The organism is Pseudoduganella sp. S-14, assembly GCF_049913285.1.
In the GTDB taxonomy this organism is placed as follows: domain Bacteria; phylum Pseudomonadota; class Gammaproteobacteria; order Burkholderiales; family Burkholderiaceae_D; genus Rugamonas.
The window spans coordinates 334,184-358,381 of sequence record NZ_CP183991.1; the positions used below are offsets into that span (position 1 = coordinate 334,184).

Here is a 24,198-nt window from a genome sequence, read left to right on the forward strand (position 1 = left end):
GGAGGTTTCGAATGCACATCATGGAAGGTTTCCTGCCGCCCGCGCACGCGCTGGGCTGGGCAGCCGTCTCCGTTCCTTTCCTGGCCTGGGGCTTGCGCAGCATGGCGCGCGGCTTGCAGGCGCACCCCGAGCGGCGCATGCTGCTTGGCGTTGCTTCGGCCTTCGCTTTCCTCCTGTCTGCGCTGAAGCTGCCGTCCGTGACGGGAAGCTGTTCGCATCCGACCGGCGTCGGTCTCGGCGCGCTGCTGTTCGGTCCTGCGGCGATGGTGCCGGTCGGCTTTGTCGTGTTGCTGTTCCAGGCTTCGCTGCTGGCCCATGGCGGCTTGACCACGCTTGGTGCCAACGTGTTCTCCATGGCGATTGTCGGGCCCTTCGTTTCCTATGGCGTATTCCGCTCCGCGGCGGCCTTCGGGCTATCGCGCGCGGTCGCGGTGTTCGCGGCTGCCTGTATCGGCGACCTGGCAACTTACCTGACCACTTCTGCACAATTGGCCTGGGCCTTTCCTGATCCGGTCGGTGGCATCAGCGCTTCGTTCGGCAAGTTCGCCGGTATCTTCGCGTTGACACAACTGCCGATCGCCGTCAGCGAAGGCTTGCTGACCGTACTGGTGGTGAATGCGATGGCGCGCTTCAACGCGCACGAGCTGCGCCTGCTGCCGGTGATGGCGCATGTAAAGGAAAAGTCGGCATGAAGGCGCGAACTGGCTTGATCTGGATGGCCATCATCCTGTTGACCGTTTTGCCGCTGTGGTTTGCAGCCATGCCGCCGGCGGAGCCGGGCGGCGAGGCGCCAGCAGCATTCAGCGGAGCGGATTCGCGCGCGCAGCAGGCGATTGGCACCATTGCACCGAACTACAAACCCTGGTTTGCACCGCTGTTCGAACCGCCGAGCGGAGAGATTGCGTCGCTGCTGTTCGCGCTGCAAGCTGCGATCGGTGCGGGCGTGATCGGTTTCTGGCTCGGAACATCGGTAGCGCGCGAGCGCGAACGACGTTGCGCACCGGGGGCTTCGGTGCCGGAGCCGGATTCCCATGCGGATTGACGCCGCAGCCTACGCCTCGCGCTGGCGGGCCGTCGCTCCGGGCGCGAAGGGCCTGTTCGCGCTGGCCGGCATCGCTGCCGCCTGGCTCGCCTGCAACCTCGACACGCTGGCCGTGCTCGCGCTGCTTTCCATGATCGCCACGCTGGCCGGGGCACGCGTGCCGATACGGACCTATTTTGCCGTAGCTGTAGCGCCGCTCGGCTTCCTTTTGCTGTCCTGCCTGACAATGCTGGTCACGCCCGACAGCGGGGGTGGCTGGCGATGGGCGCCCGGCCTCTTGCCGGCAGTCGGGCACATTGCCCTGCGTTCGATCGCCGCGCTGGCCGCTGTGCTCGGGCTGGTACTGACCACGCCGATGCCGGACCTGCTGGTGTTGCTGCGCCGCCTGCACGTACCCGAACTGCTGCTGGACCTGATGGCGCTGTGCTACCGCATGCTGTTCGTGCTGCGCCAGGCATGGGACGAAGGCAGTACCGCCCAGGCTGCGCGCCTGGGACATGGAGGCTGGCGCCAGCACTGGCGGTCGATGGGCTTGCTGACGGGCCAGATGGCAGTGCAGGTATGGCAACGCGCGTCGGCACTGCAAATGGCGGCCGATGCGCGCGCCTTCCAGGGCAGCCTGCGCCAATTGCCGGCGTCCTTCCCGCATGCGCGACGCCAGCTTGCCCTATCCTTACTGGCGAGCGTGCTGCTGCTGGCATTTTCCCTGCGTGACCGGCTATGACGCCTTTGATCGAACTCGAAGCGGTGGAGCACGCGTTTGCCGACGGCAGCCCAGGCCTGCGCGGCTGCACCTTGTCGCTTGGCCGCGGACGCCGCCACGCGCTGCTCGGCGCCAACGGCGCCGGCAAGACCACGCTGCTGCTGCACCTGAACGCTTTGCTGCGCCCCAGCGCGGGCCGCTTGCGCTGGCACGGCAGCGAGTACGACTACAGCCGCAGCGGGCTGGCCTCGTTGCGCAGCCGGGTCGGCCTCGTGTTCCAGAATCCTGAGCGCCAGCTAATCTCGGCACTGGTCGAAGAAGACGTGGCGTTTGGGCCGCTGAACCTCGGCCTCGACGACGCCACGGTACGCACGCGCGCCGCGGCGGCGCTCGATGCAGTAGGCCTGGCCGGCTTCGCGCGCCGTCCCGTGCACCACCTGAGCTTTGGCCAGAAGAAGCGCGTCTGCATTGCCGGCGTGCTGGCCATGCAGCCCGAAGTCCTGCTGCTGGACGAACCGATGGCGGGCCTGGACGCAGCGATGCAAGCAGAACTCGAGGCGTTGCTGGGCCGCCTCGCCGCGCGCGGCGTGACGATCGTCCTATCCACCCACGACGTCGACTTTGCCTATCGCTGGGCCGACGACATCCACATGATGGCTGCCGGCCGCTGCATTGCATCGGTTCCCACCCAGGAGCTGGCCTCGCGCCAAGAGGCGCTGCGCGCTGCCGGCCAACGCTTGCCCCAGGCATTGGCATTACATGCCGAGCTGGCCAAACGCGGCTTGCTTCGCCCCGGTGCGGCACCGCGAAGCGTGGATGCCTTGCTGACCGCGCTGCGCGCGCAGCCTGTCGACGAACACCAAGGAGAAATACTGCTATGACAGCTGGCAAAGTCTGGTTTGTCGGCGCCGGTCCCGGCGACCCTGAACTGATCACCGTCAAGGGGCAAAAGCTGCTGGCACAAGCGGGCGCCGTGCTGTTTGCCGGCTCGCTGGTGGACCGCGCCGCCACGCTCTACGCGCCGCCTGGCTGCGTTATCCGCGATTCGAAAGACATGACGCTGGAAGAGATGACAGCTTGGCTGATCGAGCAAACTCGGACCCACAGCACCGTAGTAAGGCTGCAGACCGGCGATCCCGGCCTGTACGGCGCCCTGATTGAAATGGCGCGCCCGCTTGCCGCCGAAGGCATTGAATGGGCAGTGGTGCCAGGTGTTTCGTCCGCCATGGCTTCGATGGCAGCCGCCGGAGAATCAATGACCTTGCCCGAGGTGACGCAAAGCGTGATTTTCACTCGCGTCGAAGGCCGCACGCCAATGCCGGAGGGCGAAGACCTGGCCAGCCTGGCCGCACACCGCACCACGCTGTGCATCTTCCTGTCGATCACCCTGATGTACAAGGTCGAGGCGGCCCTGCGTGCGGCGGGGTGGCCAGAGGACGCGCCCATGCTCGTCGTGCACAAAGCCAGTTGGCCTGGCGAGGAGAAGATCCTGCGCGGGACGCTGGCCGACATCAAGCAGCGCTGCCGGGAAGCCGGCGTAGCCAGCCAGGCCATGATCGTGGCCAGCCCCACGCTGGGCGCCCTGCACTGGGAAACCCTGGTGCGCTCCAAATTGTACGACCCAACTTTTACCCACCGTTTCAGAAAGGCCAGCGCATGAACCAATCCATCATGATGCCAGCGATTGCAGCAGCGAGCGATACCATCCTCGTCGTCGGCCATGGCTCCCGCGAGGAGTCGGGCAACCAGGAAATCCGTGAATTCGTGGATATGTGGCGCGCACGCCGGCCGGGCTGGCGCATCGAATTGTGCTTCATCGAATTCGCTCCCCCCGAGCTGAACGCCAGCCTGCTGGATGTTGCCGCCAGTTCGCGCCGCGTACTGGTGGTGCCGCTGATCCTGAATGCCGCCGGCCACGTCAAGATGGAGATTCCCGAGGCTATCGAAGGCGCGCGCATCGCCTGTCCGCAGACGGAATTCCTGCTGGCGCCGCACCTGACCGCCTGCGACCCGGTGCTGGCCATCCTCAAGCGCCGCCTGCGCAAGGCCATGGCGACGCTCGACATGCCAGATCCGACCACCACCGGCGTCGTGCTGCTGGGACGCGGTTCCTCCGACCGCGGCGCCAACGGCGAGATGGCCAAGATGGCGCGCTGGCTGCTGGAAGAGGGCGACCACGAGCTGGTGGACCTGGCTTTCACCGGCATCACCTGGCCGCGCCTGGAAAAAGTCGTGCAGCGCCAGGTCGCGCTGGGCATGCGCCAGGTCGTGGTACTGCCGTACTACCTGTACACCGGCACGCTGATGCAGCGCATTCACCGCCAGGTTGAACACCTGCGCGGCCAGTATCCGCAAGTGCGCTTCGCCTGCACCGAACACTTTGGCTTCGAGGCCGAGATCTTCGAGCTGATGGACCAGCGCGTGGAAGATCTGCGCGCCGGTGTACCGGATAGCCGCCTGCCTTGCGACGGCTGCACCTACCGCGAGATCGCACATGATCATGGCCACGGCCACTCCCATGCGCACACACACGATCACGCCGAGGCGCAGCCAGCATGAGCACCGTCAACACCGTCACCGAACAACTGACGCGCGCCGGCCAGGCGATCGAGCATGACAGCTTCGCCATCATCGACGCTGAAGCCGGCTCACATACCTATACCGAATCGCAATGGCCAATCGTACGGCGCATGATCCACGCCAACGCGGACTTCGACTTCAACGGCCTGACCGACTTCCATCCGGCCGCGGTGCGGGCCGGCATCGCCGCCATGCTGGCCGGCTCGACACCTGTCGTTGCCGACGTTGAAATGATCTGCTCCGGCCTGTCGCAACCGCGCCTGGCGCACTTCGGCATGAAGACGCACCAGTTCATCAGCGATGCAGACGTTATCGAAACCGCCAAGGCCGAAGACACCACGCGTGCCGTGCAAGCCATGCGCAAGGCGCACCGGCTTGGCCTGCTGGAGGGCGCCATCGTCGGCATCGGCAATGCGCCGACCGCGCTGATCGAGCTGGTGCGCCTGATTCGCGAAGAGGGCGTGCGCCCCGCGCTCGTGGTTGGCATGCCGGTTGGTTTTGTCTCCGCCGCCGAGTCCAAGGACTTGATGGCGGAGGTGGCCGAGGTGCCGTGGATCGTCATTCGCGGCCGCAAGGGCGGCTCGACGCTGGTGGTCGCGGCCCTCCACGCGTTGCTGGCCCTGGCCGAGGCAAAGCAGAAGGCAGGGCAGGCATGAAGGAAAAGGCAGCGGCCGAACGCGGTACGCGCACCGGTTTCACGACCGGTGCCTGTGCTGCCGCAGCGGCGCGCGCAGCGGTGCTTGGCCTGGCAACGGGCCGGGTGCCGGAGGAAATTGAAAGCCTGCTGCCGAATGGCAGCCGGGTGCGCTTTGCCGTGCACGACGGCGGCTGCGACGCGCAGTCCGCGCACGCCATGGTGGTCAAGTTCGCAGGCGACGACCCCGATTGCACCGACGGCGCCCACCTGACGGTCGACCTGCGCCTGCTGCCCGGCCGCGCCGGCGACGTGCTGTACGTGGCCGGCGACGGCGTTGGCACGGTAACCATGCCCGGCCTCGGCCTGGAGGTAGGCGGACCGGCGATCAACCCGGTACCGCGCCGTAACATCGCCGATAACCTGCGCGAAGCCGCGCCCGCCCTGCTGCAGGAGCATGGCATCGAAGTCACCATCAGCGTCCCGGATGGACAGGTGATGGCCAAGAAGACCACCAACGCGCGCCTGGGCATCCTGGGCGGCATCAGCATCCTCGGCACCACGGGCATCGTCAGGCCGTATTCGACGGCGGCGTGGCGTGCCAGCGTGGTGCAGGGCGTGCAAGTGGCGGCGACCACCGGCCACGAAGTGGTTGCGCTGACCACCGGCGGCCGCACGGAGACCTTTGCCATCGCCACACTGCGCGCCGAACGTCCCGAGCTGCCTTCCGCATGCTTCGTCCAGATGGGCGATTTCCTGCGCTATGCGCTGGACGAAGCCGCCTCGCAGCGCATTGGTCTCGTGGTGCTCGCGGTCATGGTGGGCAAGCTGACCAAGATCGCGCAGGGCGAAACCATCACTCACGCCAACCGCAGCGAGGTCGATACCGACCTGGTGGCGGAGATCGCGCGCCGCATCGGCGCCACGCCCGAGGACTGCGCCGCCATTGCTGCGGCCGAAACTGCGCGCTTTGGAGCCGAATTGATGGTCGAACGCGGCCTGGGCGACGCCTTCCACCACGCGCTGGCCCAAGCCGCCATCGATACCCTGACCGCGCCCGAGCGCTATGGCCGTGCATTCCAGCTGCGCGTGCTGGTGTGCGATTTCAGCGGCAACCAGGTCGCCGACGTCTGGTCGGCGCCTGCGCTGCCACAAGAGAGTCCTGCCGACGCAAGGCGCATCGGCATTGACCACATCCTCGATATCGACCCTGAGCCAATTCCCGAATAGACCAATGGATACCTGTTTAACTGATCCCAATCCCTGCCGCGTGATCGGCGTGCTGGATGACGGTGCCGCAAGCCTGAATGCAACCGCGCTGGCATGGCTGCGCAATGCCGACGTGGTGATCGGCGGCGCCCGCACCCTCGCGCTGCTGAAGAATGAGTTCAAGCCAGGCGCCATCTGCCGCGACCTGACTGCACGCCTTAAAGAGGTGCCCGACTGGGTGCGCGCCGCGCGTGCCGACAACTTGTGCTGCGTGGTGCTGGCGACCGGCGATCCGCTATGCCACGGCATTGCGCCTTACCTGGCGCAGCACCTGTGCGTGCAGGCGCTGGAGATACTCCCCAACCTGTCGACGCTGCAGCTGGCATGCGCACGCATCGGGCTGGCCTGGCAGGATGCGCGCATCGTGTCGGTCCATGCGCGCGACGCCGGCGAATGGTCGCGCGGCAGCCCGCCTGGCCACGGCCTGTACGGACTGGCGCAGGCGCTGCGCCAGCATGCGCGCCTGCTGGTGCTGACCAGTCCTGACAACAGTCCGGATCGCATCGCCCGGCTGCTGCTGGCTGAAGGCGTGGGCGACGATTTCCACATGGCGGTCGCAGAGAACCTTCTGCAGGCCGAGGAACGCGTACTGGCAGAACTTAGCCCGCACCAAGCGGCTGGCATGCAGTTCGCCGGCCTGAACGTCGTGTTGCTGTGGCGCGTAACGCCGGTTCCAAGCCCTGTGCGATTCGGCCTGGCGGATGTGGAATTCGAACAACGCCAGCCGGAGAAGGGCCTGATCACCAAGCAGGAGGTGCGTGCCGTCAGCCTGGCGCGGCTTCAGCTTCGGGCCGACAGCGTGGTGTGGGATATCGGCGCCGGTTCCGGCTCGGTAGGCCTGGAGGCGGCCCGCTTGTGTCCACAGGGGCACGTGTTTGCCATCGAAAAGAACGTGGAAGATTGCGCCATCGCAGGCCGCAATCATGCTGCGTTCGGCGTGGCCAATTACAGCCTGTACCACGCCAAGGCACCCGAGGGCCTGGATGCCTGGCCCGATCCGGACGCGGTATTCATCGGCGGCTCGGGCGGCGAACTTTCCGGGCTGATTACCGGCGTGTTGCGGCGCTTGCGCCCGGGCGGCACGCTGGTGATGAATTTCGTCACGCTGGAAAACCTTGCCACCGCCACTGCCGCATTGCAGGCGCTGGAGGGCGAGGGCGTGAGCTGGGACGTGTTGCAATTGCAAGCCGCGCGCAGCAAGCCGATCCTGCACATGCACCGCATGGCGGCTGAAAATCCGGTGTGGATCGTTTGTGCACGCCGTGCGGGAGGACCGGCATGAGCGGTACCTTGTGGGGGATTTCCCTCGGCCCCGGCGACCCGGGCCTGATCACACGTGCCGCGTGGGAAGCGTTGCAGCGGCGCGATGCGATTTGGGTCTACCCGGCGCGTAGCGGCAAGACCCCAAGCTACGCGTTCGATATTGTGCAACGCGCCGGCCTTGCCCCGCCTGACAAGCACGAATTGCTGCTGTTTCCCATGACGCACGACGGCGAAAAGCTCGCTCGAGCCTGGATGAAGGCTGCCGAGACTGTGCTGCCCTGGCTTCGCGCGGGTCGCGACGTGCTTTTTCTCGTCGAAGGGGACGCCAGCACCTATGCCACCTTCGGCCACCTGGCGCGCACCGTACGGACTTTGGACGAGCAGGTGCCTGTACAGGTCATCGCCGGCGTCAACGCCTTCACCGCCGCTTGCGCCGAAGTGCCGGTGCCGTTCGCAGAACAGGATGACACGGTCGCAATCGTGCCAGCGGCATATGGTGTCAGCGCCATCGACCGCCTGTTGCCGGATTTCGATACCCTGGTCTTGATGAAGGTAAAGCCCCTGCTCGATGAACTGATCGACTGGCTGGAGCGCAAGGACTTGCTGGAAGGTGCGCACTTCATTGAACGTGTCGGCGCACCGGACGAGCGTCGCTTCAGCGGCGCCGAAATCCTGGTGCTGCGCGGCACCAAGGTCAGCTACCTGTCGCTGCTGATCGTCAAGCACGGACAGCGCATTCGCGGCGAACGCATCAAGGGCTGCCTCAAGAAGGCCGGCCCTCAACCATTAACCCTGGAGACTGCATGAGCAGCTTATCAATTGTCGACACCGCGGCGCCGCGCCTATGCCTGGTAGCCATCACGAAACACGGCGCAGCGCAGGCTGCACGCCTGGCCGCCGACCTGCCTGTGGCAGACATCTGTACTTCCGCCAAGTTTGCGGCGCAATTTGCCGGCCTGCCAAATACGGTACGCGCCTACGACGGCGCACTGCGCGACGAGATCGGCCCCCTGTTTGAAGGCTATGACCAGGTCGTGTTCTTCGTGTCGCTGGGCGCCGTGGTGCGCCTGATCGCCCCCCACCTGCGCAGCAAGGACGAAGACCCCGGCGTGATCGTGGTGGACGACGCCGGCCAGTATGTGATCCCGGTGCTGTCCGGCCACGTTGGCGGCGCCAACGAATGGAGCGAACGCGTAGCCGACTTGCTGGGCGCAGTGCCGGTGCTGACCACCGCGTCGGACGTGGGCCGCACCATTCCGGTCGATATCCTCGGCCGCCACCTTGGCTGGCGCGTGGAAGCGCCCAAGATCAACATCACGCGCGTTTCTGCGCACGTCGTGAACGGCGAACCGATCGCCTTCGTGCAGGAGGCCGGCAGTCCTGATTGGTGGACCAGGCCGACACCGCTGCCGGACAACATCCACTTCTTCAGCCACTTCGACGAAGTACTGCTGGAGCGCTACACCGCGCTGCTGTGGGTAACCCATGCCGAGGTGCCGGAAGAGCGCTGGAATGCCCTCCACGAACGACTGGTGGTGTATCGCCCGCCGCTGGACGGCGCAGCGTGAGCACATTCACTATCGGTCTTGGTTGCGACCGTGGCGCCATGCTGCAAACGGTGCGTGAGGCCGTGCATGCAGCGCTGCGCGAGGCCGGAGCCCAGCCCGCGCAGGTAAGCGCCGCCGCAAGCATCACGCTGAAACGCGATGAAGAGGCTTTGCTCGCCTTCGCGCAGGAATGCGGCTGGCCGCTGCACTTCTACGCACCGGAAGAACTGGCGGCCGTCCCGGTCCCTAATCCATCGGAAACCGTGCGCCGCTACACCGGCACGCCATCGGTAAGCGAGGCTGCCGCCCTGCTGGCCGCCGGCCCAGGCACGCCAATGACCGCCCTGGTGGTCGAAAAATTCAAACTCCGAGGCGTCGACAACCGCAACGTCACCGTCTCCATCGCAAGGAAGAATCCATGAATGCTCCATTCGAACAAACTGCCGCTGCCGGCAAGATCATGCTGGTCGGGATCGGTCCAGGCAGCGTGGACCACATGACGCAACGCGCCCGCGCCGCCATCGCCGAGGCGGACGTGGTGATCGGCTACGTCACCTACATCAAGCTGGTGGCCGATCTCATTGAAGGCAAGGAGATCATCCGCAAGTCGATGACAGAGGAACTGGACCGCGCCGTCAGCGCCCTGGAAGCGGCCCGCGCCGGCAAGAAAGTGGCACTGATCTCCTCCGGCGACGCCGGCGTGTACGGCATGGCCGGCCCCACCTACGAGGTGTTGTTCCAGTCCGGCTGGACGCCGGAAGATCCGGTGCAAGTGGAAATCATCCCCGGCGCATCGGCCCTGAACAGCTGCGCGGCCCTGGTCGGCGCTCCGCTGACGCATGATTTCTGCGCGATCTCGCTGTCCGACCTGCTGACGCCCTGGCCAACCATTGCCCGCCGCCTGGACGCGGTGGCGATGGCGGACTTCGTGGTGGCACTGTACAACCCGAAAAGCGGCCGGCGCACACGCCAGATTGTGGAGGCGCAGCGGCTGTTCCTGCGCCACCGCCGTGCCGACACTCCGGTCGCCATCGTCAAGAGCGCGTACCGCCGCCGCGAGAATATCGTGTTCACCACCCTCGACAGCATGGCCGACGCCGATATCGGCATGCTCAGCACTGTCCTGATTGGCAACAGCAACACCTTCGTGCGCAACGGCCTGATGGTGACTCCGCGCGGCTACGCCAACAAATACGATATGCAGGAGGGCGGCGCTCCCCGCGAAGGCGAGCGCGCAGGGCGTTCGCTGTCAACCGGCCTGCTTGGGTGGCTCGACACGCTGCGCAGCGAGCACGAAGCCGGCGCCAGCATCGAAGAACTGGCAGCACAGTACCGCCTGCCCGCCGACTACATCCGCGCCACGCTCCACGAGCCGTGGGAAGCCGAAACAAGCACAGAATCCGAAGGGAGCGAGGCATGAGCGACACTCCAGTAAAACCAAAGATCGGCAGCTACCACCGCCACCTGCTGATTTGCACCGGCCCGCGCTGCACTGCCGACGGCCAGTCGCAGGCCCTGTTCGACAGCCTGGGCGACAAGTTCAAGGCCGCTGGGCTGAATGAAGGCGAGTTGCGCGTGAAGCGCAGCCGGGTAAGCTGCTTTGCCGCCTGCAAGGGCGGCCCGATCGTCTGCGTCCAGCCGGACGGCACCTGGTACTACAATGTCACCCCCGAGAACATGGACCGCATCATCGACCAGCACCTGTGCAATGGACAGGCCGTTGAGGAGATCGTGTTCCATCAACAGTGAGAACAGAAGTGCAAAGTGGTTTTGACCAGGCAGGAATTGACGCCGTTTATCGTGTAATTGCCGAACGGCGCGACGTGCGCCACTTCGTCCCCGGTGCAGTCGACGAGGACCTCCTTATGCGCCTGTTGGCTGCCGCGCACCAGGCCCCCAGCGTTGGCCTGATGCAGCCGTGGCGCTTCATCCGCATTCAGGACGCCGCCCTGCGCGAGCAGATAGTCCGGCTGGTCGAGGAAGAACGCCAGGCCACCGGCGCTGCGCTGGGCGAGCGCAATGAGGAATTCATGCGCCTGAAGGTGGAAGGGATTCGCGAGTGCGGCGAAGTGCTGGTCGCGGCCCTCATGGACCAGCGCGAAAAGCACATCTTCGGCCGCCGCACCTTGCCTGAGATGGACCTGGCCTCCGTAGCCTGTGCCATCCAGAACATGTGGCTCGCCGCGCGCGCGGAGGGCCTGGGCATGGGCTGGGTATCGCTGTTCGACCCGGCCCGGCTGGCGGCCCTGCTGGGCATACCGGAAGGCGGCAAACCGGTCGCCATCATCTGCCTGGGCCACGTTGCCGGCTTTTACCCCAAGCCGATGCTGGAACTCGAAGGATGGGCCATGCGCGGCAAGCTGGCCGACCTGGTTTATACCGATCGGTGGCAGGATAACAACAGTGTATAGCGTATAATCGCCGCCGTTTGGTGCCTCGCGCGCGTTCAAGCGCGCAGTTAAACGGGAAACACATGGCCGTGCTGCTTCAGCCGGCAGGCCAGGGTGTGCTGCCCCCGCAACGGTAAGCAAGCGTCGTTCGTCAACGACAGGCCGTCTCTCAAGCCACTGTGCGCAAGCATGGGAAGGCAAGACGGTCCGCCTTGCCAGCCCGGATACCGGCCAGACAGGTGGTGCCCGCATCGGCGAACGATGCGCGCGCTGTTCGGTCGCGCTCACGGGGAGGTGGGCGGGATTGCCGATTCAAACATCCATAATGAAAAAGAAACTGATCCCCATGATCGCGGGGGCGTTGTGCGCTGTCGCGCAGGCACAAGAGCAAGAGACACCAGCCAGGGTGTACGTCGTGGGCCACCACTACGACAATGGCATTCGCACTTCCGACGCAGCAAGCGAAGGAACCATCACCTCAGCACTGATCGCCAACCGGCCTGCCTTGCGGCCTGGCGAGATCCTTGAATTCGTGCCGGGCATGATCGTCACCCAGCACAGCGGCGACGGCAAGGCGAACCAGTACTACCTGCGCGGCTTCAACCTGGACCACGGGACCGACTTCGCCACCTTCGTCGACGGCATGCCGGTCAATATGCGCACGCACGGCCACGGCCAGGGCTATACGGACCTGAATTTCCTGATTCCAGAACTGGTTGGCCGCATCCGCTACCGCAAAGGCCCCTATTACGCAGACGAAGGGGATTTTGCATCGGCTGGCGCCGCGCATATGGGCCTGGCCGACAAGCTGAACGAAGATTTTGCATCGCTGACCATCGGCGCGGATAACTATCGCCGCGGCGTAGTGGCGAATTCCACCGAGGTTGGCAACGGCAACCTGCTGTATGCACTCGATTTGGGCCACAACGACGGCCCTTGGCAGATGCCGGAAGCGTTCCACAAGTCGACGGGTGTGCTGCGATACAGTTCGGGCAGCAGCGCGGAACGCTTCAGCATCACCGGCATGGCTTACAAGGCCGGCTGGCACGCGACCAGCCAGATCCCGCTGCGCGCGGTACAGGACGGACGCCTGGACGAGTTCGGTGCAGCCGATCCGAGCGACGGCGGCCGCACCGCGCGCTACAGCCTTTCCGCCGAATGGCGCAAGCGCGCGGGCGACACGCTGACGGAGGCGCACGCCTACCTGGTACGCAACGATCTCTCGCTGTACAACGACGTCACCTACTTCCTCGACGATCCGGTCAACGGCGACCAGGTGCTACAGACGGAACGACGCAAGATGACGGGTTTCGACCTGACCCAAACCTGGTTCGGCCAACTCGGCCAACGCTCGATGGAGAACAGCGTCGGCGTGCAGGGGCGCTTCGACCGCATTGCGCCAGTAGGGCTGTACGCAACGACGCAGCAGCAGGTGCGGCATCCGATCGCCGAATCGCGCGTTACCGAAGCGAGCGTGGCCGCATGGTTCCAGAACACAGTACAGTGGACGGACTGGCTGCGCTCCATTGCCGGCGTGCGCTACGACAGCTACCGCTTCAATGTCGACAGCTCTATCTCGGAGAACAGCGGGAAGGTGAACGATCACATTGCATCACCCAAGATCTCGCTTGTGCTCGGGCCCTGGAGCAAGACGGAGTTCTTCCTGAATTGTGGCGAAGGCTTCCACAGCAACGATGCGCGCGGCACCACGGCACGCCTGTCGCCACGCGAGCGCGAGCCTGTCGATCCCGTCACGCCGCTGGTGAAGACGCGCGGCGCGGAAATCGGCGCCCGCAGCGAGTTCGTGACCGGCCTGCAAAGCTCGGTCGCGCTGTGGCGCCTGCGTTCCGGGTCCGAACTGGTATTTTCCGGCGATGCCGGCGACACGGCGCCAAGCCGCGCCAGCAAGCGTTCCGGCATCGAGTGGAACAACCACTATACCGCGTCCAAGCACCTGCTGCTGGACTTCGACCTGGCCTATTCGCGTGCACGCTATACGGAGTTTGACGCCGCCGGCGACCGTGTGCCGGGCGCAGTCGAAAAGGTGGCTTCGTTTGGCGCAACGCTGAACGACATCGGCCCATGGTCCGGCGCATTCCAGCTTCGCTACTTCGGCCCGCGGCCGCTGGTGGAAGACAACAGCATTCGCTCGTCCAGCACCGCGCTTGCCTACCTGCGCACCACGTATCGCTTCAACCGCCGCTGGCAGTTGACGGCCGATGTGTTCAACCTGTTTGACCGCAAGGCAAACGATGTCGATTACTACTACGCCTCACGCCTCGCGGGCGAGCCCGCAGAAGGCGTTTCCGACATCCACTTTCACCCCGGTGAACCACGCACGGTGCGTTTGATTTTGCGCGCAGTGTTCTGAGCTGCCAGCCCGGCCAGGTATGCGCACAGCATATCGGCCAGGCCGCCTGCGTAAGCCTTGATCTCCTTGTCAGTACGGGGCTCCTGTGAAAACTGCTGGCCGACAGCGCTGAGCGTATCCATCACCAGGGCGCTGGCCAAGGTGCGCTCCGCATTGGTGGCGTTGGGTAGCACCTGGTCGATGAAGGTCCGGAACATCCGGTCGCCGGAGGCTCTGGTTTCGATGGCTTCCGGCGCGTCGCGGTAAAGTGGCGCAGCATCGTTAAGGGCAGTGCGCACCGCCGCTTCTTCGCATTCCGAGCGCACGAAGGCATGCACCAGGTTACGCAAACGCTCCAGCGGGGGCTTTGCTGCATCCTGCAGGATCTCCGACAGCATGGACGACGTTTGCCGCCATTCGTCGCTTTGCAGGCGAAACAGGATCGATGCCTTGTTGGGGAAGTACTGGTAGATCGAGCCTACGCTCACGCCCGCACGCTCCGCCACGCGCGTTGTAGTGAAGCGGCGGGCGCCTTCTTTCGCCAAAACCTGAATAGCTGCCTGCAGAATTGCGCTGACGAGGTCATTTGAGCGGGCCTGTTTTGGCCTTCTTCGCGAGGAAACACGGGCGTTTTTGCTATCGGTCATGGCGGGTCCTGGGAACGCGAATATGAAATGTGAAGGATTATTCATATTATTCCTGCTCTTACACCAGAAAGGAATACCCCATGATTACCCTGACTTCCGCGCCTGTCGCGCCTCTGCTGAACCGCCTTTTTGACGACGCCAAAAGCACACGTGTGCCTGCCATCGCCGCCTTCGCCGCACTGCCGGACGAGGAACGCGTGCGCATCATGAGCAGCAAGACCGGCTATCGCGAAATCTACGCGGACCTGAAAGACGCCGCGATCCCGGTGTCGCGCGAGACGGGCCTGCTGCTGTACATGTTGGCACGCAACGCCAAGGCAAACGTGATCGTCGAATTCGGAACTTCGTTCGGCATTTCGACCCTCCACCTGGCCGCAGCACTGCGCGACAACGGCGGCGGCCTGCTGATCACCACGGAGTTCGAGCCATCCAAGGCACAACGGGCCCGCGAGAATCTTGAAGCAGGCGGCCTGCTTGACCTGGTTGAAATCCGCGAAGGCGACGCGCTGGAAACCCTGCGCGCGGGCTTGCCGGAACAGATTGACCTGCTGCTGCTGGATGGCGCGAAAGGACTGTACTTCGATATCCTGCGACTGGTAGAACACCGCCTGCGCCCCGGCGCGCTGATCATCGCTGACAACGCGGATTACTGCCCTGAGTACATGTCGAAGGTACGAGATCCAAACGGAGCCTACCTGTCTCTGCCACTGCCCGGCGACGTTGAGCTGAGCATGAAGCGCAGCTAAGACATGACGCGGCCGCCGGCAGACGCGATAGAGACGACGGCCGCAATTCGCGCGAGGATAAGCTGGTAGAGTAAGCAGTCGATGTGATCGAATTCTCGCGACATATCCAGTGGAGAATGCAATGAGCCGGGGTATTTTTGACTTCATGCTGAATCAGCCAGCATATACCGATGCAGAGAAACGGTGGCATGTCGAACTCGACCAATCCAGTTACTTCTGGTATGAGCTGCTGGTTCATCCGCCAGAAGGCTTTGACACGAAGCAGCATATCGCAAACTTCCTAAAGCGCTTGAAACAGACGGTCGAAACCCAGCTAGACAAGCGTTTCATCTATTTTCTAGGATCGAGAACCAAGCTCAGGTTCTGTACATCGAGGAAACCCCAGTATTCGTTGTTTGGCAAGGAACTCATCCTCCATGTCGAAGTCGGGGCGTCACGCAAGCTGGTGAAAACGACGACCATGATGCGAGATGATGCAAGCGGCGCACGCATCACGCCGCCGGTCGAGGTGTCCGACCGCTTCATCACGTTTGAACATCCGCCGGGCCACAGGGTCTCGTATTCGATTCACGATTATTTCGACATGGTCGGTATCAAATTTGGAATCGACACGGAAATCCATTATGTTGGCTATACCAAAAATCCCGATGATCGTCCGCTCAACCGCGCACACCGCGGTCTCGCGGACATGCTGTACAAGGTCCCCAGTGCTGAGCACGACTTCTTTATTTTCTATAATCTCTTCAAGGTCCTGGCGATTGCGGGAACGTCAAGCAGTGCATTCAACTTTGTCGTTGCCAATTCGATGATCGATGAAGTCCGGGTCGATGAAGAAGGACGCATCATAGAGAAGGTCCTGATCAAATACTTCAGCACCGAAATCCAAGAGCTTAACAAGAGCAGTGAAGGGGGCGAGCTCGAAAACACGCTGGCGCAACTCGGATCGAAGAACAAGATCGGATCGATCTCGTTTAACATCGAGGTAGAACGCCCATCCGAGATGTACCGATTCTATTCCAGAGCCGTTGCAGCCTCCGACCGGCACACCTTCACCTGCAAAATGGGTGACAACGGAGCCGAGATCGTGCCAGGCCTTACGACATCGATTTTCGGCGAAACCCTATAAATCCCCACTGTTCGGCTTATTTTGGCCCTATGCAGCACTGCTGCCTGTAGTGACCAGGGACGCTCGATTCTTGTTGGCACCTCCGCCTGCGATAGAGCAATCTGTCGAGCTCCATTACTTCTTGTCAGACTTTATTGGTTTTCTAGAACAGACAGGGTGCCTGAGGGACCGCTTATTCGACGGTCACCGACTTCGCCAGGTTACGCGGCTTGTCGACGTCGGTGCCGCGCGCAAGTGCTGTGTGGTACGCCAGAAGCTGCAGCGCGACCACGTGCAGGATCGGGGACAACTGGCCGTAGTGTTCCGGCAAACGGATCACGTGCAGGCCGTCGCCGGAGGTGATCCGCGAGTCAACGTCGGCGAAGACGTAGAGCTGGCCGCCGCGGGCGCGCACTTCCTGCATGTTCGACTTCAGTTTTTCCAGCAACGCGTCGTTCGGGGCGATGGTCACGACCGGCATTTCGTCGGTCACCAGCGCCAGCGGGCCGTGTTTCAGTTCACCGGCTGGATATGCTTCGGCGTGGATGTATGAAATCTCTTTCAGCTTCAGCGCGCCTTCCAGGGCGATCGGGTAGTGCATGCCGCGGCCCAGGAACAGGGCGTTCTCCTTGCGCGCGAATTCTTCGGCCCAGGCGATAATCTGAGGTTCCAGCGCCAGCACGGCGGCGATGGCGGAAGGCAGGTGGCGCATGGCTTTCAGGTGCGCGGATTCCTGTTCTTCGGTCAGCAGGCCATTCACTTGCGCCAGGCTGAGGGTCAGCAGGAACAGGGCGGCGAGCTGGGTGGTGAAGGCTTTGGTCGATGCCACGCCTACTTCAACACCGGCGCGGGTGATGTAGGCCAGTTTGCACTCGCGCACCATGGCGCTGGTGGCCACGTTGCAGATGGTCAGGGTGTGCTCCATGCCCAGGCTGCGCGCGTGCTTCAGCGCGGCGATGGTGTCGGCGGTTTCGCCGGACTGGGAGATGGTCACCACCAGGGTCTTAGGATTCGGCACGCTGTCGCGGTAACGGTATTCGGAGGCGATCTCCACGCTGACCGGTACTTTGGCGATCGATTCGATCCAGTACTTGGCGGTCGATCCGGCATAGTAGCTGGTGCCGCAGGCGAGGATCAGCACGCGGTCGATTTCCTTGAAGACCTTGTAGGCGCCGTCGCCGAACAGTTCCGGCATGATGCCGGTCACGCCTTCCAGCGTGTCGCCGACCACGCGTGGCTGCTCGAAGATTTCCTTCTGCATGAAGTGGCGGTATGGACCCAGTTCCGCCGCGCCGGTGTGGGCGTGCACAGTCTTTACTTCGCGCTGCACCAGTTTGCCGTCGACGTCGACGATCCAGACGCGGCCCAGTTGCAGGTCGACCACGTCGCCTTCTTCCAGGTAAATGATCTGGTCGGTGGTGCCGGCCAGCGCCATGGCGTCGGAGGCGACGAAGTTTTCACCCTGGCCGATGCCGACGATCAGCGGCGAGCCCTGGCGCGCGGCGACCACGCGGTGCGGCTCTTCGCGGCAGAACACGGCGATGGCGTAGGCGCCGTGCAGGCGCTTGACGGCGTGCTGCACGGTGTCGAACAGGTCGCCGTTATACATGTGGTCGACCAGGTGGGCGATCACTTCGGTGTCGGTCTGGCTGGTGAAGACATAGCCCAATGCCGTCAGTTCAGCGCGCAGTTCGTCATGGTTTTCGATGATGCCGTTGTGGACCAGGGCGATGCGGGCGGACGATTCGCTTGGCGAGAAGTGCGGGTGGGCGTTATGCGAGGCTGGGGCGCCGTGGGTGGCCCAACGGGTGTGGGCGATGCCGGTGAAGCCGTTCAGGCCACCTTCGTTGATCTGCTTTTCGAGGTCGGCCACGCGGGAGGTGCTGCGGGAGCGCTGCAGTTTGCCGTCCAGGTGCAGGGCGACGCCGCAGGAGTCATAGCCGCGGTATTCCAGGCGCTTCAGGCCTTCAACCAGGATCGGGGTGATATTGCGCTGGGCTACAGCGCCGACGATACCGCACATACGCGACCTCATTCTTTAAAAGTTAATGAATGCATGCTAGAGCAGACGCGGAGAAATTTGCTTTCTCATTTTCATATACTGTGAAAGAATATTTCTCATCACATCTCTTTAGAAATATTCTTTCAAATTATGGACTTTGATGAAATCGATCGTCGCATTCTTAACGCTTTGCAGAAGGATGCCTCTCAAACCAACGCTGAACTGGCAGCTGCCGTGCACGTGTCTGCGCCTACCTGCTTGCGCCGGGTCAAGCATTTGCGCGATTCCGGGGTAATAGAACGCGAGGTTGCTCTGGTTGCTGCGGATAAAGTCGGGGCGCACCTGACGGCGGTTGTGGAAATCTCCCTGGATATCCAGGCCGCTGAGCGGATGGCGGAATTCGAGGCGCTGGTGGCGCCGGAACCGGCGGTATTGCAGTGCTATCGCGTCTCTCCCGGGCCGGATTTCGTGCTGATCGTGCAGGTGTCGGACATGCCGGCCTACCATGCTTTGGCCCACCGTTTGTTCGCCGGGCAGGCGAATGTGCGCAATGTCAAAGCCTACTTTTCCACTTTCCGGAGCAAGTTCGAGACCAGCATTCCGGTCTGATCCAGTTATCCCGGCTTATACAGGGCTAAGCACAGGCTTATTCACATCTTTCCCCACACTACCGCGCTGCCTCGGCGCGGTTATCCAGCGATACGCACCGCATATCCTCTCGTTTTCCGCAGGGTTTCCCACATCCTTATCCACAGTTTTGAGTTATCCGTGGTTGTTAGCAGGTATTCCCCAGGTTTTTCCACAGATGCAGTGCAACGGCGCATCGTGTGGATAATCTGCATGTATCAACCACCTCTTATCCAGGGCCTGTCCCATGGTTTTCAGGCGGAATTGCACCAGCTTTTACACATCTTTATCCACAGCGCTAGAATGGGGCATGAACTACCTCGCACATATCTACCTGGCACGCCATAGCGAGGCGGCCATGGTCGGCGCCATGCTGGGCGATTTCGTCAAAGCGAACGGCGGGGATCACTATGCGCCGGAGATCGCGAATGAGATCGCGCTGCACCGGTTTATCGACTCTTTCACGGATAGCCACCCGGTAGTGACCGAGGCCAAGAGCTTGTTCACGGAAGGCCGGCGGCGTTATGCGGGCATCGTGCTGGACGTGTTCTACGACCATATCCTGAGCCAGCGCTGGGACGAATACTGCGAGGAGCCGCGCCAGGAGCTGATCGAGCGCTTCTACGGCGCCCTGGCGGCGCATGAAGAGCAGTTGCCGGAACGGCTGCGCGAAATCCTGCCCAAGCTGATCAAACAGGACTGGCTGGGTGCTTATGGGGAGTTCAGCGGGGTCGAGCTGGCGCTGACCCGCATGTCGGACAGGTTAAGCCGGAACGGCCACCTGCTGCGCGAGGGCATCGGCGAAGTGCAGCAGCACTACGAAGCGATCGCGGATGGCTTCGATCGCTTCTTCCCCGAGCTGGTGAAATTTACTTACCAGCGCCGCCGCCAGTTCTCGGTTGCTTAGGTCTTCTTTACCTTCACTGGGCGCTTCCAGCCTTCAACCGTCAACTGTTTAGGGCGCGAGATGGTCAGCTTGCCGGCTGGAGCATCCTTGGTCAGGGTCGTGCCGGCGCCGATGGTCGCACCTGCGCCCACGGTTACTGGCGCCACGAGCTGGCTGTCGCTGCCGATGAAGGCGTCGTCCTCAATCACGGTGCGGAACTTGTTCGCGCCATCGTAGTTGCAGGTGATGGTGCCGGCGCCGATGTTCACGCGCGAACCGACGGTTGCATCGCCCACGTAAGCCAGGTGGTTTGCCTTGCTGTGCGCGGCGACCTGGCTGTTCTTGATTTCGACGAAGTTACCCACATGGACGTCTTCACCCAGTTCGGTGCCAGGGCGCAGGCGGGCATAAGGTCCGATCTGGCCTTTGTCGCCGACCACCGCTTCTTCGATATGGGTAAAAGCCTTGATATTGGCGCCGGCGCCGATCTTCGCGTTAATCAGCACGCAGTTCGGGCCGATGGTTGCGCCTTCGCCGATTTCGACCTTGCCTTCGAAGACGCAGCCAACGTCGATGATCACGTCGCGGCCGCAAGTCAGCTCGCCGCGCACGTCGATACGCGCTGGGTCGGCCAGGGTCACGCCTTTGTCCAGCAGGCAGTTGGCGACATTGCGCTGGTAGATGCGTTCCAGTTCGGCCAGTTGGGACTTGCTGTTCACGCCCAGCACTTCCCACGCTGCGGCAGGGTGGGCCGAGACGACTTGCACGCCTTCTTCCACCGCCATGGCGACGATATCGGTCAGGTAGTACTCGCCTTGCGCGTTTTCATTTTTCAGCTTGCCCAGCCACTGCTTCAGCTTGGCGGTAGGGATCACCATGATGCCGGAATTGATTTCCTTGATCAGGCGCTCGGCTTCTGTGGCATCCTTCTCTTCAACGATGCGCTGGATGGCGCCGCCCACGCGAACGATGCGGCCCAGGCCGAACGGGTTGTCCTGCACCACGGTCAGGATACCCAGCTTGTCCTTGCCGGCAGCATCGGCCAGGCGTTTCAGGGAAGCAGCTGAAGTCAGCGGCACGTCGCCGTACAGCACCAGGGTTGGCTGGTCGTCGTCGAGGTGCTCCAAGCCTTGCTGGACAGCGTGACCGGTGCCGAGTTGCGGTTCCTGCAGGGCGGCCGAGATTTCGGTGCCGGGAACGGCCTTGTGCTTGTCCAGCGAAGCCAGCACCGCTGCGCCGCCGTGCCCGTAAATGACGCACAATTTAGCCGGAGACAGGCTGCGCGCGGTGTCGATGACGTGGGACAACAGAGGCTTGCCGGCTACGGGATGCAAAACTTTTGGCAGCGCCGACTGCATGCGCTTACCCATGCCGGCGGCGAGAATGACGACGTTCATAGTCCGTAGTTTTCTTGTGTGAGTTAAAAGATGAAAAAGTTTAACACGTGCATCGTGCTGGCTTTTGCCCTTCTGCTCGCAGCATGCAGCTCCCTGCGGCTGGCTTATAACAACGGCGACACCTTGCTGTACTGGTGGCTCGACGCCTATGTCGATTTCGACAGCGAACAGAAGGCGGAGGTCAAGCAGGATATCGACGAATTTTTCCGCTGGCACCGCAAGACCCAGCTTCAGGACTATGTTCAGTTCCTGCAAAAGGCCCAACGCCAGTTGCGCGGCAACCCGACGCAGGCCGACCTGATGGCCGACTATGTGGATATCCGCGACCGTACCGAGGCGCTGCTGCTGCGCTCTGCCCCCGATATCGCGGATCTGGCGCTGTCGCTCAAGCCCGAGCAACTCGCTGGCATGGAAAAGAAGTTCACCAAGAACAATGTCAAATTCCACAAGCAGAACATGAAAGGCGACGCCCAGGACCAGAACAAGTTCCGCTTCAAGAAGTCGATGGAACAGTTCGAACTATGGTTCGGTGGTTTCAGCAATGAGCAGGAGGCCATCATCCGCAAGGCCTCCGACGCGCGGCCGCTGGATAATGCGCTGTGGCTCGACGAGCGTATCCGGCGCCAGCAAAAGATCATGAACCTGGCGCGCAAGATCATGACCGAGCGGCCGAGCAAGCAAGTGGCCACGCAGTGGGTCGAAGAATTGATCCGCTCGGGCTTTGACCGCTTGGAAGTATCTGAACGCAAAGCCTTCTTCGACAACTATACTCAGTCGACCGTGGAACTTGTCCACACCGTCGTGCGCATCACTACGCCAGAGCAGAAGGCCCACGCGCAAAAGCGCATGGATGGCTGGATCAAGGATTTGAATACCCTTGCGGCGCAAGTGCATTAAGCCTTGGCGCCGGGCGGCATGAGATAATGCCGGCCATGCAAAAAAAGAAAGTCCCCAACCAGGTCCGCATCATTGGCGGCGACTGGAAGCGCACGCCATTGCCGGTACTGGAAGCACTGGGCCTGCGCCCAACGCCAGACCGCGTGCGCGAAACCGTCTTCAACTGGATCAACCACCTGCACGATGCCGCCTGGCGCGACACCCAGGTGCTGGACCTGTTTGCCGGCAGCGGCGCGCTCGGTTTCGAGGCCGCCAGCCGCGGCGCGGCCAAGGTCACCATGGTTGACGCCAACAGCGCCGTGGTGCGCCAGCTGGAAGCCAACCGCGAAAAGCTGAAAGCCACCAATATCGCCATCCAGCGCGGCGACGCCCTGGCGACGGCGCAATCGCTGGCCGGCCGCGGAGCCAGATTCGACCTGATTTTCCTCGACCCGCCTTACCAGCAAGGCCTGCTGGAGCGCGCGCTGCCGCTGTGCCGCGCGCTGCTCAACGACGGCGGCCTGGTTTATGCCGAGGCGGAAGCATCGCTGGCCTTCGACGGCTGGGAAGTGGTGCGCGCCGACAAGGCGGGCATGGTGTACTACCACCTGCTTCAGGCATTGCCTGAAAATGAGGCATAATCCTTCTTTGTCCTAAGCCAAACGCATGGAGTTGCAATGGTTGTAGCAGTTTATCCGGGTACTTTCGACCCGCTGACCCGGGGTCACGAAGACCTGGTGCGCCGCGCATCGGGCCTGTTCGACACACTGATCGTCGGCGTGGCCGATAGCCAGAACAAGCATCCGTTCTTCACGCTTGAAGAACGGTTGGAAATTGCCAACGAAGTGCTGGGCCATTATCCAAACGTCAAAGTCGAGAGCTTTTCCGGCCTGTTGAAGGACTTCGTGCGCGAGCACGATGCACGCGTGATCGTGCGCGGCCTGCGTGCCGTGTCGGACTTCGAGTTTGAATTCCAGATGGCGGGCATGAACCGCTACATGCTGCCGGATGTGGAAACGCTGTTCCTGACCCCATCCGACCAGTACCAGTTCATTTCGGGCACCATCGTGCGCGAGATCGCCGAGCTTGGCGGCGACGTATCCAAGTTTGTTTTCCCGTCCGTCGACCGCTGGCTGCGTAAAAAGATCGCAGCGCGCAAGGACGAATAAGAGAGTAATGCCATGGCTTTAATGATTACCGACGACTGCATCAATTGCGACGTGTGCGAGCCCGAGTGCCCGAACGACGCGATCTACATGGGTCCGGAGATCTACGAAATTGATCCCAACAAGTGCACCGAATGCGTCGGTCACTTCGATGAACCGCAGTGCCAGCAGGTCTGCCCGGTCTCTTGCATTCCATTTAATCCAGATTGGCGGGAAAGCAAGGAGCAACTGTTGGCAAAATTCGAGAAATTGCAGGCAGATAAGACCTGATGCCTCCCAAAAAGGGTAGCTCTGCGGTATATTGCTACTTGATACAAACGGAGACAAAATGAGTATTACTCGCCGTAAACTTTTACAAACTGCTGTCGCCGCCGCATTCCTGGCCGCCAGCAGCCTGCCCGCCTTTGCCGCCGAAGTGGCTGGCGTCAAATTCCCGGAAACGGTTTCTGTAGCCGGCCATGACCTCAAGCTGAACGGCGCCGGCGTGCGCACCAAGCTGGTGTTCAAGGTCTACGCGGTAGGCTTTTACCTGCAAGAAAAGAAAACCACCGTGCAGGACGTGCTGAACGTTGGCGGGCCACGCCGCATTCGCATCGTCGCCATGCGTGACCTGAGCTCGGACGACTTCGGCATGGCCTTCATGAAGGGCCTGAACGACAACGTCAGCCCGGAAGAACGCACCAAGCTACTGCCTCAGACCAAGGCTTTCGGGGAGATTTTTGCCCAGTTCCCTGGACTGAAGAAGGGCGACGAGCTGATCGTCGACTGGAACCCGTCGACCGGCTCCCAGCCGTTCCTGAACGGGAAGAAGGTCGGGGAAACGCTGCCGGACCAGGCGTTCTTCAACGCCATCATGCGCATCTGGATCGGCAACAAGCCGGTTGATTCTTCGCTAAAGCCGAAACTGCTGTCGGGCGCGGAAAAACCCGCCCCAGCACCGGAAACGAACTGATTGCTGCACTGCGGAA

The 24,198-nt window shown here is 62.6% G+C and carries 28 protein-coding genes and 1 riboswitch; of the genes, 25 read left to right on the plus strand and 3 right to left on the minus strand.

From position 1 onward, the window contains the following. Window positions 1-11 precede the first annotated feature (11 nt). The 16 genes from ACN9MZ_RS01535 to ACN9MZ_RS01610 all read left to right on the plus strand — a co-directional run bounded on the left by ACN9MZ_RS01535 (window position 12) and on the right by ACN9MZ_RS01610 (window position 13,799). Window positions 12-692: an energy-coupling factor ABC transporter permease gene (locus ACN9MZ_RS01535; protein ID WP_426340585.1), complete on the plus strand. Its 681-nt coding sequence runs from the start codon at window positions 12-14 to the stop codon at window positions 690-692. Beyond that, window positions 689-1,042, plus strand: a complete 354-nt coding sequence (locus tag ACN9MZ_RS01540; RefSeq protein WP_426340586.1) for an energy-coupling factor ABC transporter substrate-binding protein — start codon at window positions 689-691, stop codon at window positions 1,040-1,042. Before ACN9MZ_RS01535 ends, ACN9MZ_RS01540 begins: the two co-directional genes overlap by 4 nt. Continuing rightward, complete coding sequence (cbiQ, locus tag ACN9MZ_RS01545; protein ID WP_426340587.1) at window positions 1,032-1,766, plus strand: cobalt ECF transporter T component CbiQ; 735 nt, start codon at window positions 1,032-1,034, stop codon at window positions 1,764-1,766. The genes ACN9MZ_RS01540 and cbiQ overlap by 11 nt, the downstream gene beginning before the upstream one ends. Continuing rightward, window positions 1,763-2,626 (plus strand): energy-coupling factor ABC transporter ATP-binding protein, encoded by an 864-nt coding sequence (locus ACN9MZ_RS01550; RefSeq protein WP_426340588.1) that lies wholly within the window; start codon window positions 1,763-1,765, stop codon window positions 2,624-2,626. Before cbiQ ends, ACN9MZ_RS01550 begins: the two co-directional genes overlap by 4 nt. Further along, window positions 2,623-3,405, plus strand: a complete 783-nt coding sequence (gene cobM / locus ACN9MZ_RS01555; protein WP_426340589.1) for a precorrin-4 C(11)-methyltransferase — start codon at window positions 2,623-2,625, stop codon at window positions 3,403-3,405. The genes ACN9MZ_RS01550 and cobM overlap by 4 nt, the downstream gene beginning before the upstream one ends. Continuing rightward, the gene (locus ACN9MZ_RS01560) at window positions 3,402-4,304 is read left to right on the plus strand and encodes a sirohydrochlorin chelatase (protein ID WP_426340590.1); all 903 of its coding nucleotides are present in this window, start codon (window positions 3,402-3,404) and stop codon (window positions 4,302-4,304) included. Before cobM ends, ACN9MZ_RS01560 begins: the two co-directional genes overlap by 4 nt. Next, window positions 4,301-4,981: a precorrin-8X methylmutase gene (locus tag ACN9MZ_RS01565; protein WP_426340591.1), complete on the plus strand. Its 681-nt coding sequence runs from the start codon at window positions 4,301-4,303 to the stop codon at window positions 4,979-4,981. The genes ACN9MZ_RS01560 and ACN9MZ_RS01565 overlap by 4 nt, the downstream gene beginning before the upstream one ends. Beyond that, the gene (locus ACN9MZ_RS01570) at window positions 4,978-6,189 is read left to right on the plus strand and encodes a cobalt-precorrin-5B (C(1))-methyltransferase (protein WP_426340592.1); all 1,212 of its coding nucleotides are present in this window, start codon (window positions 4,978-4,980) and stop codon (window positions 6,187-6,189) included. The genes ACN9MZ_RS01565 and ACN9MZ_RS01570 overlap by 4 nt, the downstream gene beginning before the upstream one ends. 4 nt (window positions 6,190-6,193) lie before the next feature. Continuing rightward, window positions 6,194-7,510, plus strand: coding sequence for a precorrin-6y C5,15-methyltransferase (decarboxylating) subunit CbiE (gene cbiE, locus ACN9MZ_RS01575; RefSeq protein WP_426340593.1), 1,317 nt, complete (start codon window positions 6,194-6,196; stop codon window positions 7,508-7,510). Beyond that, a complete protein-coding gene (gene cobI / locus ACN9MZ_RS01580; protein WP_426340594.1) occupies window positions 7,507-8,298 on the plus strand; it encodes a precorrin-2 C(20)-methyltransferase in 792 nt (263 codons plus the stop codon). Before cbiE ends, cobI begins: the two co-directional genes overlap by 4 nt. Further along, complete coding sequence (locus ACN9MZ_RS01585; RefSeq protein ID WP_426340595.1) at window positions 8,295-9,059, plus strand: cobalamin biosynthesis central domain-containing protein; 765 nt, start codon at window positions 8,295-8,297, stop codon at window positions 9,057-9,059. The genes cobI and ACN9MZ_RS01585 overlap by 4 nt, the downstream gene beginning before the upstream one ends. Continuing rightward, a complete protein-coding gene (locus ACN9MZ_RS01590; protein WP_426340596.1) occupies window positions 9,056-9,460 on the plus strand; it encodes a cobalamin biosynthesis protein in 405 nt (134 codons plus the stop codon). The genes ACN9MZ_RS01585 and ACN9MZ_RS01590 overlap by 4 nt, the downstream gene beginning before the upstream one ends. After that, window positions 9,457-10,458 carry a precorrin-3B C(17)-methyltransferase gene (cobJ, locus tag ACN9MZ_RS01595; protein WP_426340597.1) on the plus strand — a complete coding sequence of 334 codons (1,002 nt, stop codon included), beginning with the start codon at window positions 9,457-9,459 and terminating at the stop codon, window positions 10,456-10,458. Before ACN9MZ_RS01590 ends, cobJ begins: the two co-directional genes overlap by 4 nt. Beyond that, a complete protein-coding gene (locus ACN9MZ_RS01600) occupies window positions 10,455-10,787 on the plus strand; it encodes a (2Fe-2S) ferredoxin domain-containing protein (protein ID WP_426340598.1) in 333 nt (110 codons plus the stop codon). Before cobJ ends, ACN9MZ_RS01600 begins: the two co-directional genes overlap by 4 nt. Before the next feature lie 8 nt (window positions 10,788-10,795). After that, window positions 10,796-11,449, plus strand: coding sequence for a 5,6-dimethylbenzimidazole synthase (bluB, locus tag ACN9MZ_RS01605; protein WP_426340599.1), 654 nt, complete (start codon window positions 10,796-10,798; stop codon window positions 11,447-11,449). A gap of 2 nt (window positions 11,450-11,451) precedes the next feature. Beyond that, window positions 11,452-11,678: riboswitch (cobalamin riboswitch) on the plus strand. A gap of 75 nt (window positions 11,679-11,753) precedes the next feature. Then, window positions 11,754-13,799: a TonB-dependent receptor gene (locus tag ACN9MZ_RS01610; RefSeq protein ID WP_426340600.1), complete on the plus strand. Its 2,046-nt coding sequence runs from the start codon at window positions 11,754-11,756 to the stop codon at window positions 13,797-13,799. On the opposite strand, the gene ACN9MZ_RS01615 is transcribed toward ACN9MZ_RS01610, so the two are convergent. After that, entirely contained in the window at window positions 13,748-14,425 is a 678-nt protein-coding gene (locus tag ACN9MZ_RS01615) for a TetR family transcriptional regulator (RefSeq protein ID WP_426342849.1), read from the minus strand. The two genes, ACN9MZ_RS01610 and ACN9MZ_RS01615, sit on opposite strands and share 52 nt — an antisense overlap. Before the next feature lie 80 nt (window positions 14,426-14,505). On the opposite strand from ACN9MZ_RS01615, the gene ACN9MZ_RS01620 reads away from it, so the two are divergent. Continuing rightward, window positions 14,506-15,171 (plus strand): O-methyltransferase, encoded by a 666-nt coding sequence (locus ACN9MZ_RS01620; protein WP_426340601.1) that lies wholly within the window; start codon window positions 14,506-14,508, stop codon window positions 15,169-15,171. A gap of 121 nt (window positions 15,172-15,292) precedes the next feature. Continuing rightward, a complete protein-coding gene (locus ACN9MZ_RS01625; protein ID WP_426340602.1) occupies window positions 15,293-16,297 on the plus strand; it encodes a hypothetical protein in 1,005 nt (334 codons plus the stop codon). A gap of 172 nt (window positions 16,298-16,469) precedes the next feature. On the opposite strand, the gene glmS is transcribed toward ACN9MZ_RS01625, so the two are convergent. Continuing rightward, on the minus strand, window positions 16,470-18,299 hold the full coding sequence (gene glmS / locus ACN9MZ_RS01630) for a glutamine--fructose-6-phosphate transaminase (isomerizing) (RefSeq protein ID WP_426340603.1): 1,830 nt from the start codon (window positions 18,297-18,299) through the stop codon (window positions 16,470-16,472). Between the two features lie 129 nt (window positions 18,300-18,428). Here glmS and ACN9MZ_RS01635 point away from each other — a divergent pair, with 129 nt between their 5' ends. Continuing rightward, window positions 18,429-18,887, plus strand: a complete 459-nt coding sequence (locus ACN9MZ_RS01635) for an Lrp/AsnC family transcriptional regulator (protein ID WP_426340604.1) — start codon at window positions 18,429-18,431, stop codon at window positions 18,885-18,887. 328 nt (window positions 18,888-19,215) lie between these two features. Continuing rightward, the gene (locus ACN9MZ_RS01640; protein ID WP_426340605.1) at window positions 19,216-19,812 is read left to right on the plus strand and encodes an ACP phosphodiesterase; all 597 of its coding nucleotides are present in this window, start codon (window positions 19,216-19,218) and stop codon (window positions 19,810-19,812) included. Here the strand turns inward: ACN9MZ_RS01640 and glmU are convergent. After that, window positions 19,809-21,188, minus strand: a complete 1,380-nt coding sequence (glmU, locus tag ACN9MZ_RS01645) for a bifunctional UDP-N-acetylglucosamine diphosphorylase/glucosamine-1-phosphate N-acetyltransferase GlmU (RefSeq protein WP_426340606.1) — start codon at window positions 21,186-21,188, stop codon at window positions 19,809-19,811. The two genes, ACN9MZ_RS01640 and glmU, sit on opposite strands and share 4 nt — an antisense overlap. Before the next feature lie 30 nt (window positions 21,189-21,218). On the opposite strand from glmU, the gene ACN9MZ_RS01650 reads away from it, so the two are divergent. The 5 genes from ACN9MZ_RS01650 to ACN9MZ_RS01670 are packed head-to-tail and all read left to right on the plus strand — an operon-like array spanning window position 21,219 to window position 24,182. Then, the gene (locus tag ACN9MZ_RS01650) at window positions 21,219-22,085 is read left to right on the plus strand and encodes a DUF6279 family lipoprotein (protein ID WP_426340607.1); all 867 of its coding nucleotides are present in this window, start codon (window positions 21,219-21,221) and stop codon (window positions 22,083-22,085) included. 35 nt (window positions 22,086-22,120) lie between these two features. Then, the gene (rsmD, locus tag ACN9MZ_RS01655; RefSeq protein WP_426340608.1) at window positions 22,121-22,705 is read left to right on the plus strand and encodes a 16S rRNA (guanine(966)-N(2))-methyltransferase RsmD; all 585 of its coding nucleotides are present in this window, start codon (window positions 22,121-22,123) and stop codon (window positions 22,703-22,705) included. Between the two features lie 36 nt (window positions 22,706-22,741). Next, window positions 22,742-23,233 carry a pantetheine-phosphate adenylyltransferase gene (gene coaD / locus ACN9MZ_RS01660; protein WP_426340609.1) on the plus strand — a complete coding sequence of 164 codons (492 nt, stop codon included), beginning with the start codon at window positions 22,742-22,744 and terminating at the stop codon, window positions 23,231-23,233. Between the two features lie 12 nt (window positions 23,234-23,245). After that, a complete protein-coding gene (locus ACN9MZ_RS01665; RefSeq protein ID WP_426166945.1) occupies window positions 23,246-23,500 on the plus strand; it encodes a YfhL family 4Fe-4S dicluster ferredoxin in 255 nt (84 codons plus the stop codon). Between the two features lie 58 nt (window positions 23,501-23,558). After that, a complete protein-coding gene (locus tag ACN9MZ_RS01670) occupies window positions 23,559-24,182 on the plus strand; it encodes a chalcone isomerase family protein (protein ID WP_426340610.1) in 624 nt (207 codons plus the stop codon). Window positions 24,183-24,198: the final 16 nt, after the last annotated feature.

What these genes read in the sequence shown, in the direction of transcription:
- glmS (WP_426340603.1), bottom strand. Translation starts at nt 18,299, where the DNA reads ATGTGCGGTATCGTCGGCGCTGTAGCCCAGCGCAATATCACCCCGATC.
- ACN9MZ_RS01600 (WP_426340598.1), top strand. Translation starts at nt 10,455, where the DNA reads ATGAGCGACACTCCAGTAAAACCAAAGATCGGCAGCTACCACCGCCAC.
- ACN9MZ_RS01550 (WP_426340588.1), top strand. Translation starts at nt 1,763, where the DNA reads ATGACGCCTTTGATCGAACTCGAAGCGGTGGAGCACGCGTTTGCCGAC.
- ACN9MZ_RS01650 (WP_426340607.1), top strand. Translation starts at nt 21,219, where the DNA reads ATGAAAAAGTTTAACACGTGCATCGTGCTGGCTTTTGCCCTTCTGCTC.
- ACN9MZ_RS01570 (WP_426340592.1), top strand. Translation starts at nt 4,978, where the DNA reads ATGAAGGAAAAGGCAGCGGCCGAACGCGGTACGCGCACCGGTTTCACG.
- ACN9MZ_RS01620 (WP_426340601.1), top strand. Translation starts at nt 14,506, where the DNA reads ATGATTACCCTGACTTCCGCGCCTGTCGCGCCTCTGCTGAACCGCCTT.
- coaD (WP_426340609.1), top strand. Translation starts at nt 22,742, where the DNA reads ATGGTTGTAGCAGTTTATCCGGGTACTTTCGACCCGCTGACCCGGGGT.
- cobI (WP_426340594.1), top strand. Translation starts at nt 7,507, where the DNA reads ATGAGCGGTACCTTGTGGGGGATTTCCCTCGGCCCCGGCGACCCGGGC.
- glmU (WP_426340606.1), bottom strand. Translation starts at nt 21,188, where the DNA reads ATGAACGTCGTCATTCTCGCCGCCGGCATGGGTAAGCGCATGCAGTCG.
- ACN9MZ_RS01615 (WP_426342849.1), bottom strand. Translation starts at nt 14,425, where the DNA reads ATGACCGATAGCAAAAACGCCCGTGTTTCCTCGCGAAGAAGGCCAAAA.
- ACN9MZ_RS01535 (WP_426340585.1), top strand. Translation starts at nt 12, where the DNA reads ATGCACATCATGGAAGGTTTCCTGCCGCCCGCGCACGCGCTGGGCTGG.
- cbiQ (WP_426340587.1), top strand. Translation starts at nt 1,032, where the DNA reads ATGCGGATTGACGCCGCAGCCTACGCCTCGCGCTGGCGGGCCGTCGCT.
- ACN9MZ_RS01610 (WP_426340600.1), top strand. Translation starts at nt 11,754, where the DNA reads ATGAAAAAGAAACTGATCCCCATGATCGCGGGGGCGTTGTGCGCTGTC.
- cobJ (WP_426340597.1), top strand. Translation starts at nt 9,457, where the DNA reads ATGAATGCTCCATTCGAACAAACTGCCGCTGCCGGCAAGATCATGCTG.
- rsmD (WP_426340608.1), top strand. Translation starts at nt 22,121, where the DNA reads ATGCAAAAAAAGAAAGTCCCCAACCAGGTCCGCATCATTGGCGGCGAC.
- ACN9MZ_RS01565 (WP_426340591.1), top strand. Translation starts at nt 4,301, where the DNA reads ATGAGCACCGTCAACACCGTCACCGAACAACTGACGCGCGCCGGCCAG.
- ACN9MZ_RS01560 (WP_426340590.1), top strand. Translation starts at nt 3,402, where the DNA reads ATGAACCAATCCATCATGATGCCAGCGATTGCAGCAGCGAGCGATACC.
- cobM (WP_426340589.1), top strand. Translation starts at nt 2,623, where the DNA reads ATGACAGCTGGCAAAGTCTGGTTTGTCGGCGCCGGTCCCGGCGACCCT.
- ACN9MZ_RS01665 (WP_426166945.1), top strand. Translation starts at nt 23,246, where the DNA reads ATGGCTTTAATGATTACCGACGACTGCATCAATTGCGACGTGTGCGAG.
- ACN9MZ_RS01625 (WP_426340602.1), top strand. Translation starts at nt 15,293, where the DNA reads ATGAGCCGGGGTATTTTTGACTTCATGCTGAATCAGCCAGCATATACC.
- ACN9MZ_RS01670 (WP_426340610.1), top strand. Translation starts at nt 23,559, where the DNA reads ATGAGTATTACTCGCCGTAAACTTTTACAAACTGCTGTCGCCGCCGCA.
- ACN9MZ_RS01585 (WP_426340595.1), top strand. Translation starts at nt 8,295, where the DNA reads ATGAGCAGCTTATCAATTGTCGACACCGCGGCGCCGCGCCTATGCCTG.
- ACN9MZ_RS01640 (WP_426340605.1), top strand. Translation starts at nt 19,216, where the DNA reads ATGAACTACCTCGCACATATCTACCTGGCACGCCATAGCGAGGCGGCC.
- cbiE (WP_426340593.1), top strand. Translation starts at nt 6,194, where the DNA reads ATGGATACCTGTTTAACTGATCCCAATCCCTGCCGCGTGATCGGCGTG.
- ACN9MZ_RS01540 (WP_426340586.1), top strand. Translation starts at nt 689, where the DNA reads ATGAAGGCGCGAACTGGCTTGATCTGGATGGCCATCATCCTGTTGACC.
- ACN9MZ_RS01635 (WP_426340604.1), top strand. Translation starts at nt 18,429, where the DNA reads ATGGACTTTGATGAAATCGATCGTCGCATTCTTAACGCTTTGCAGAAG.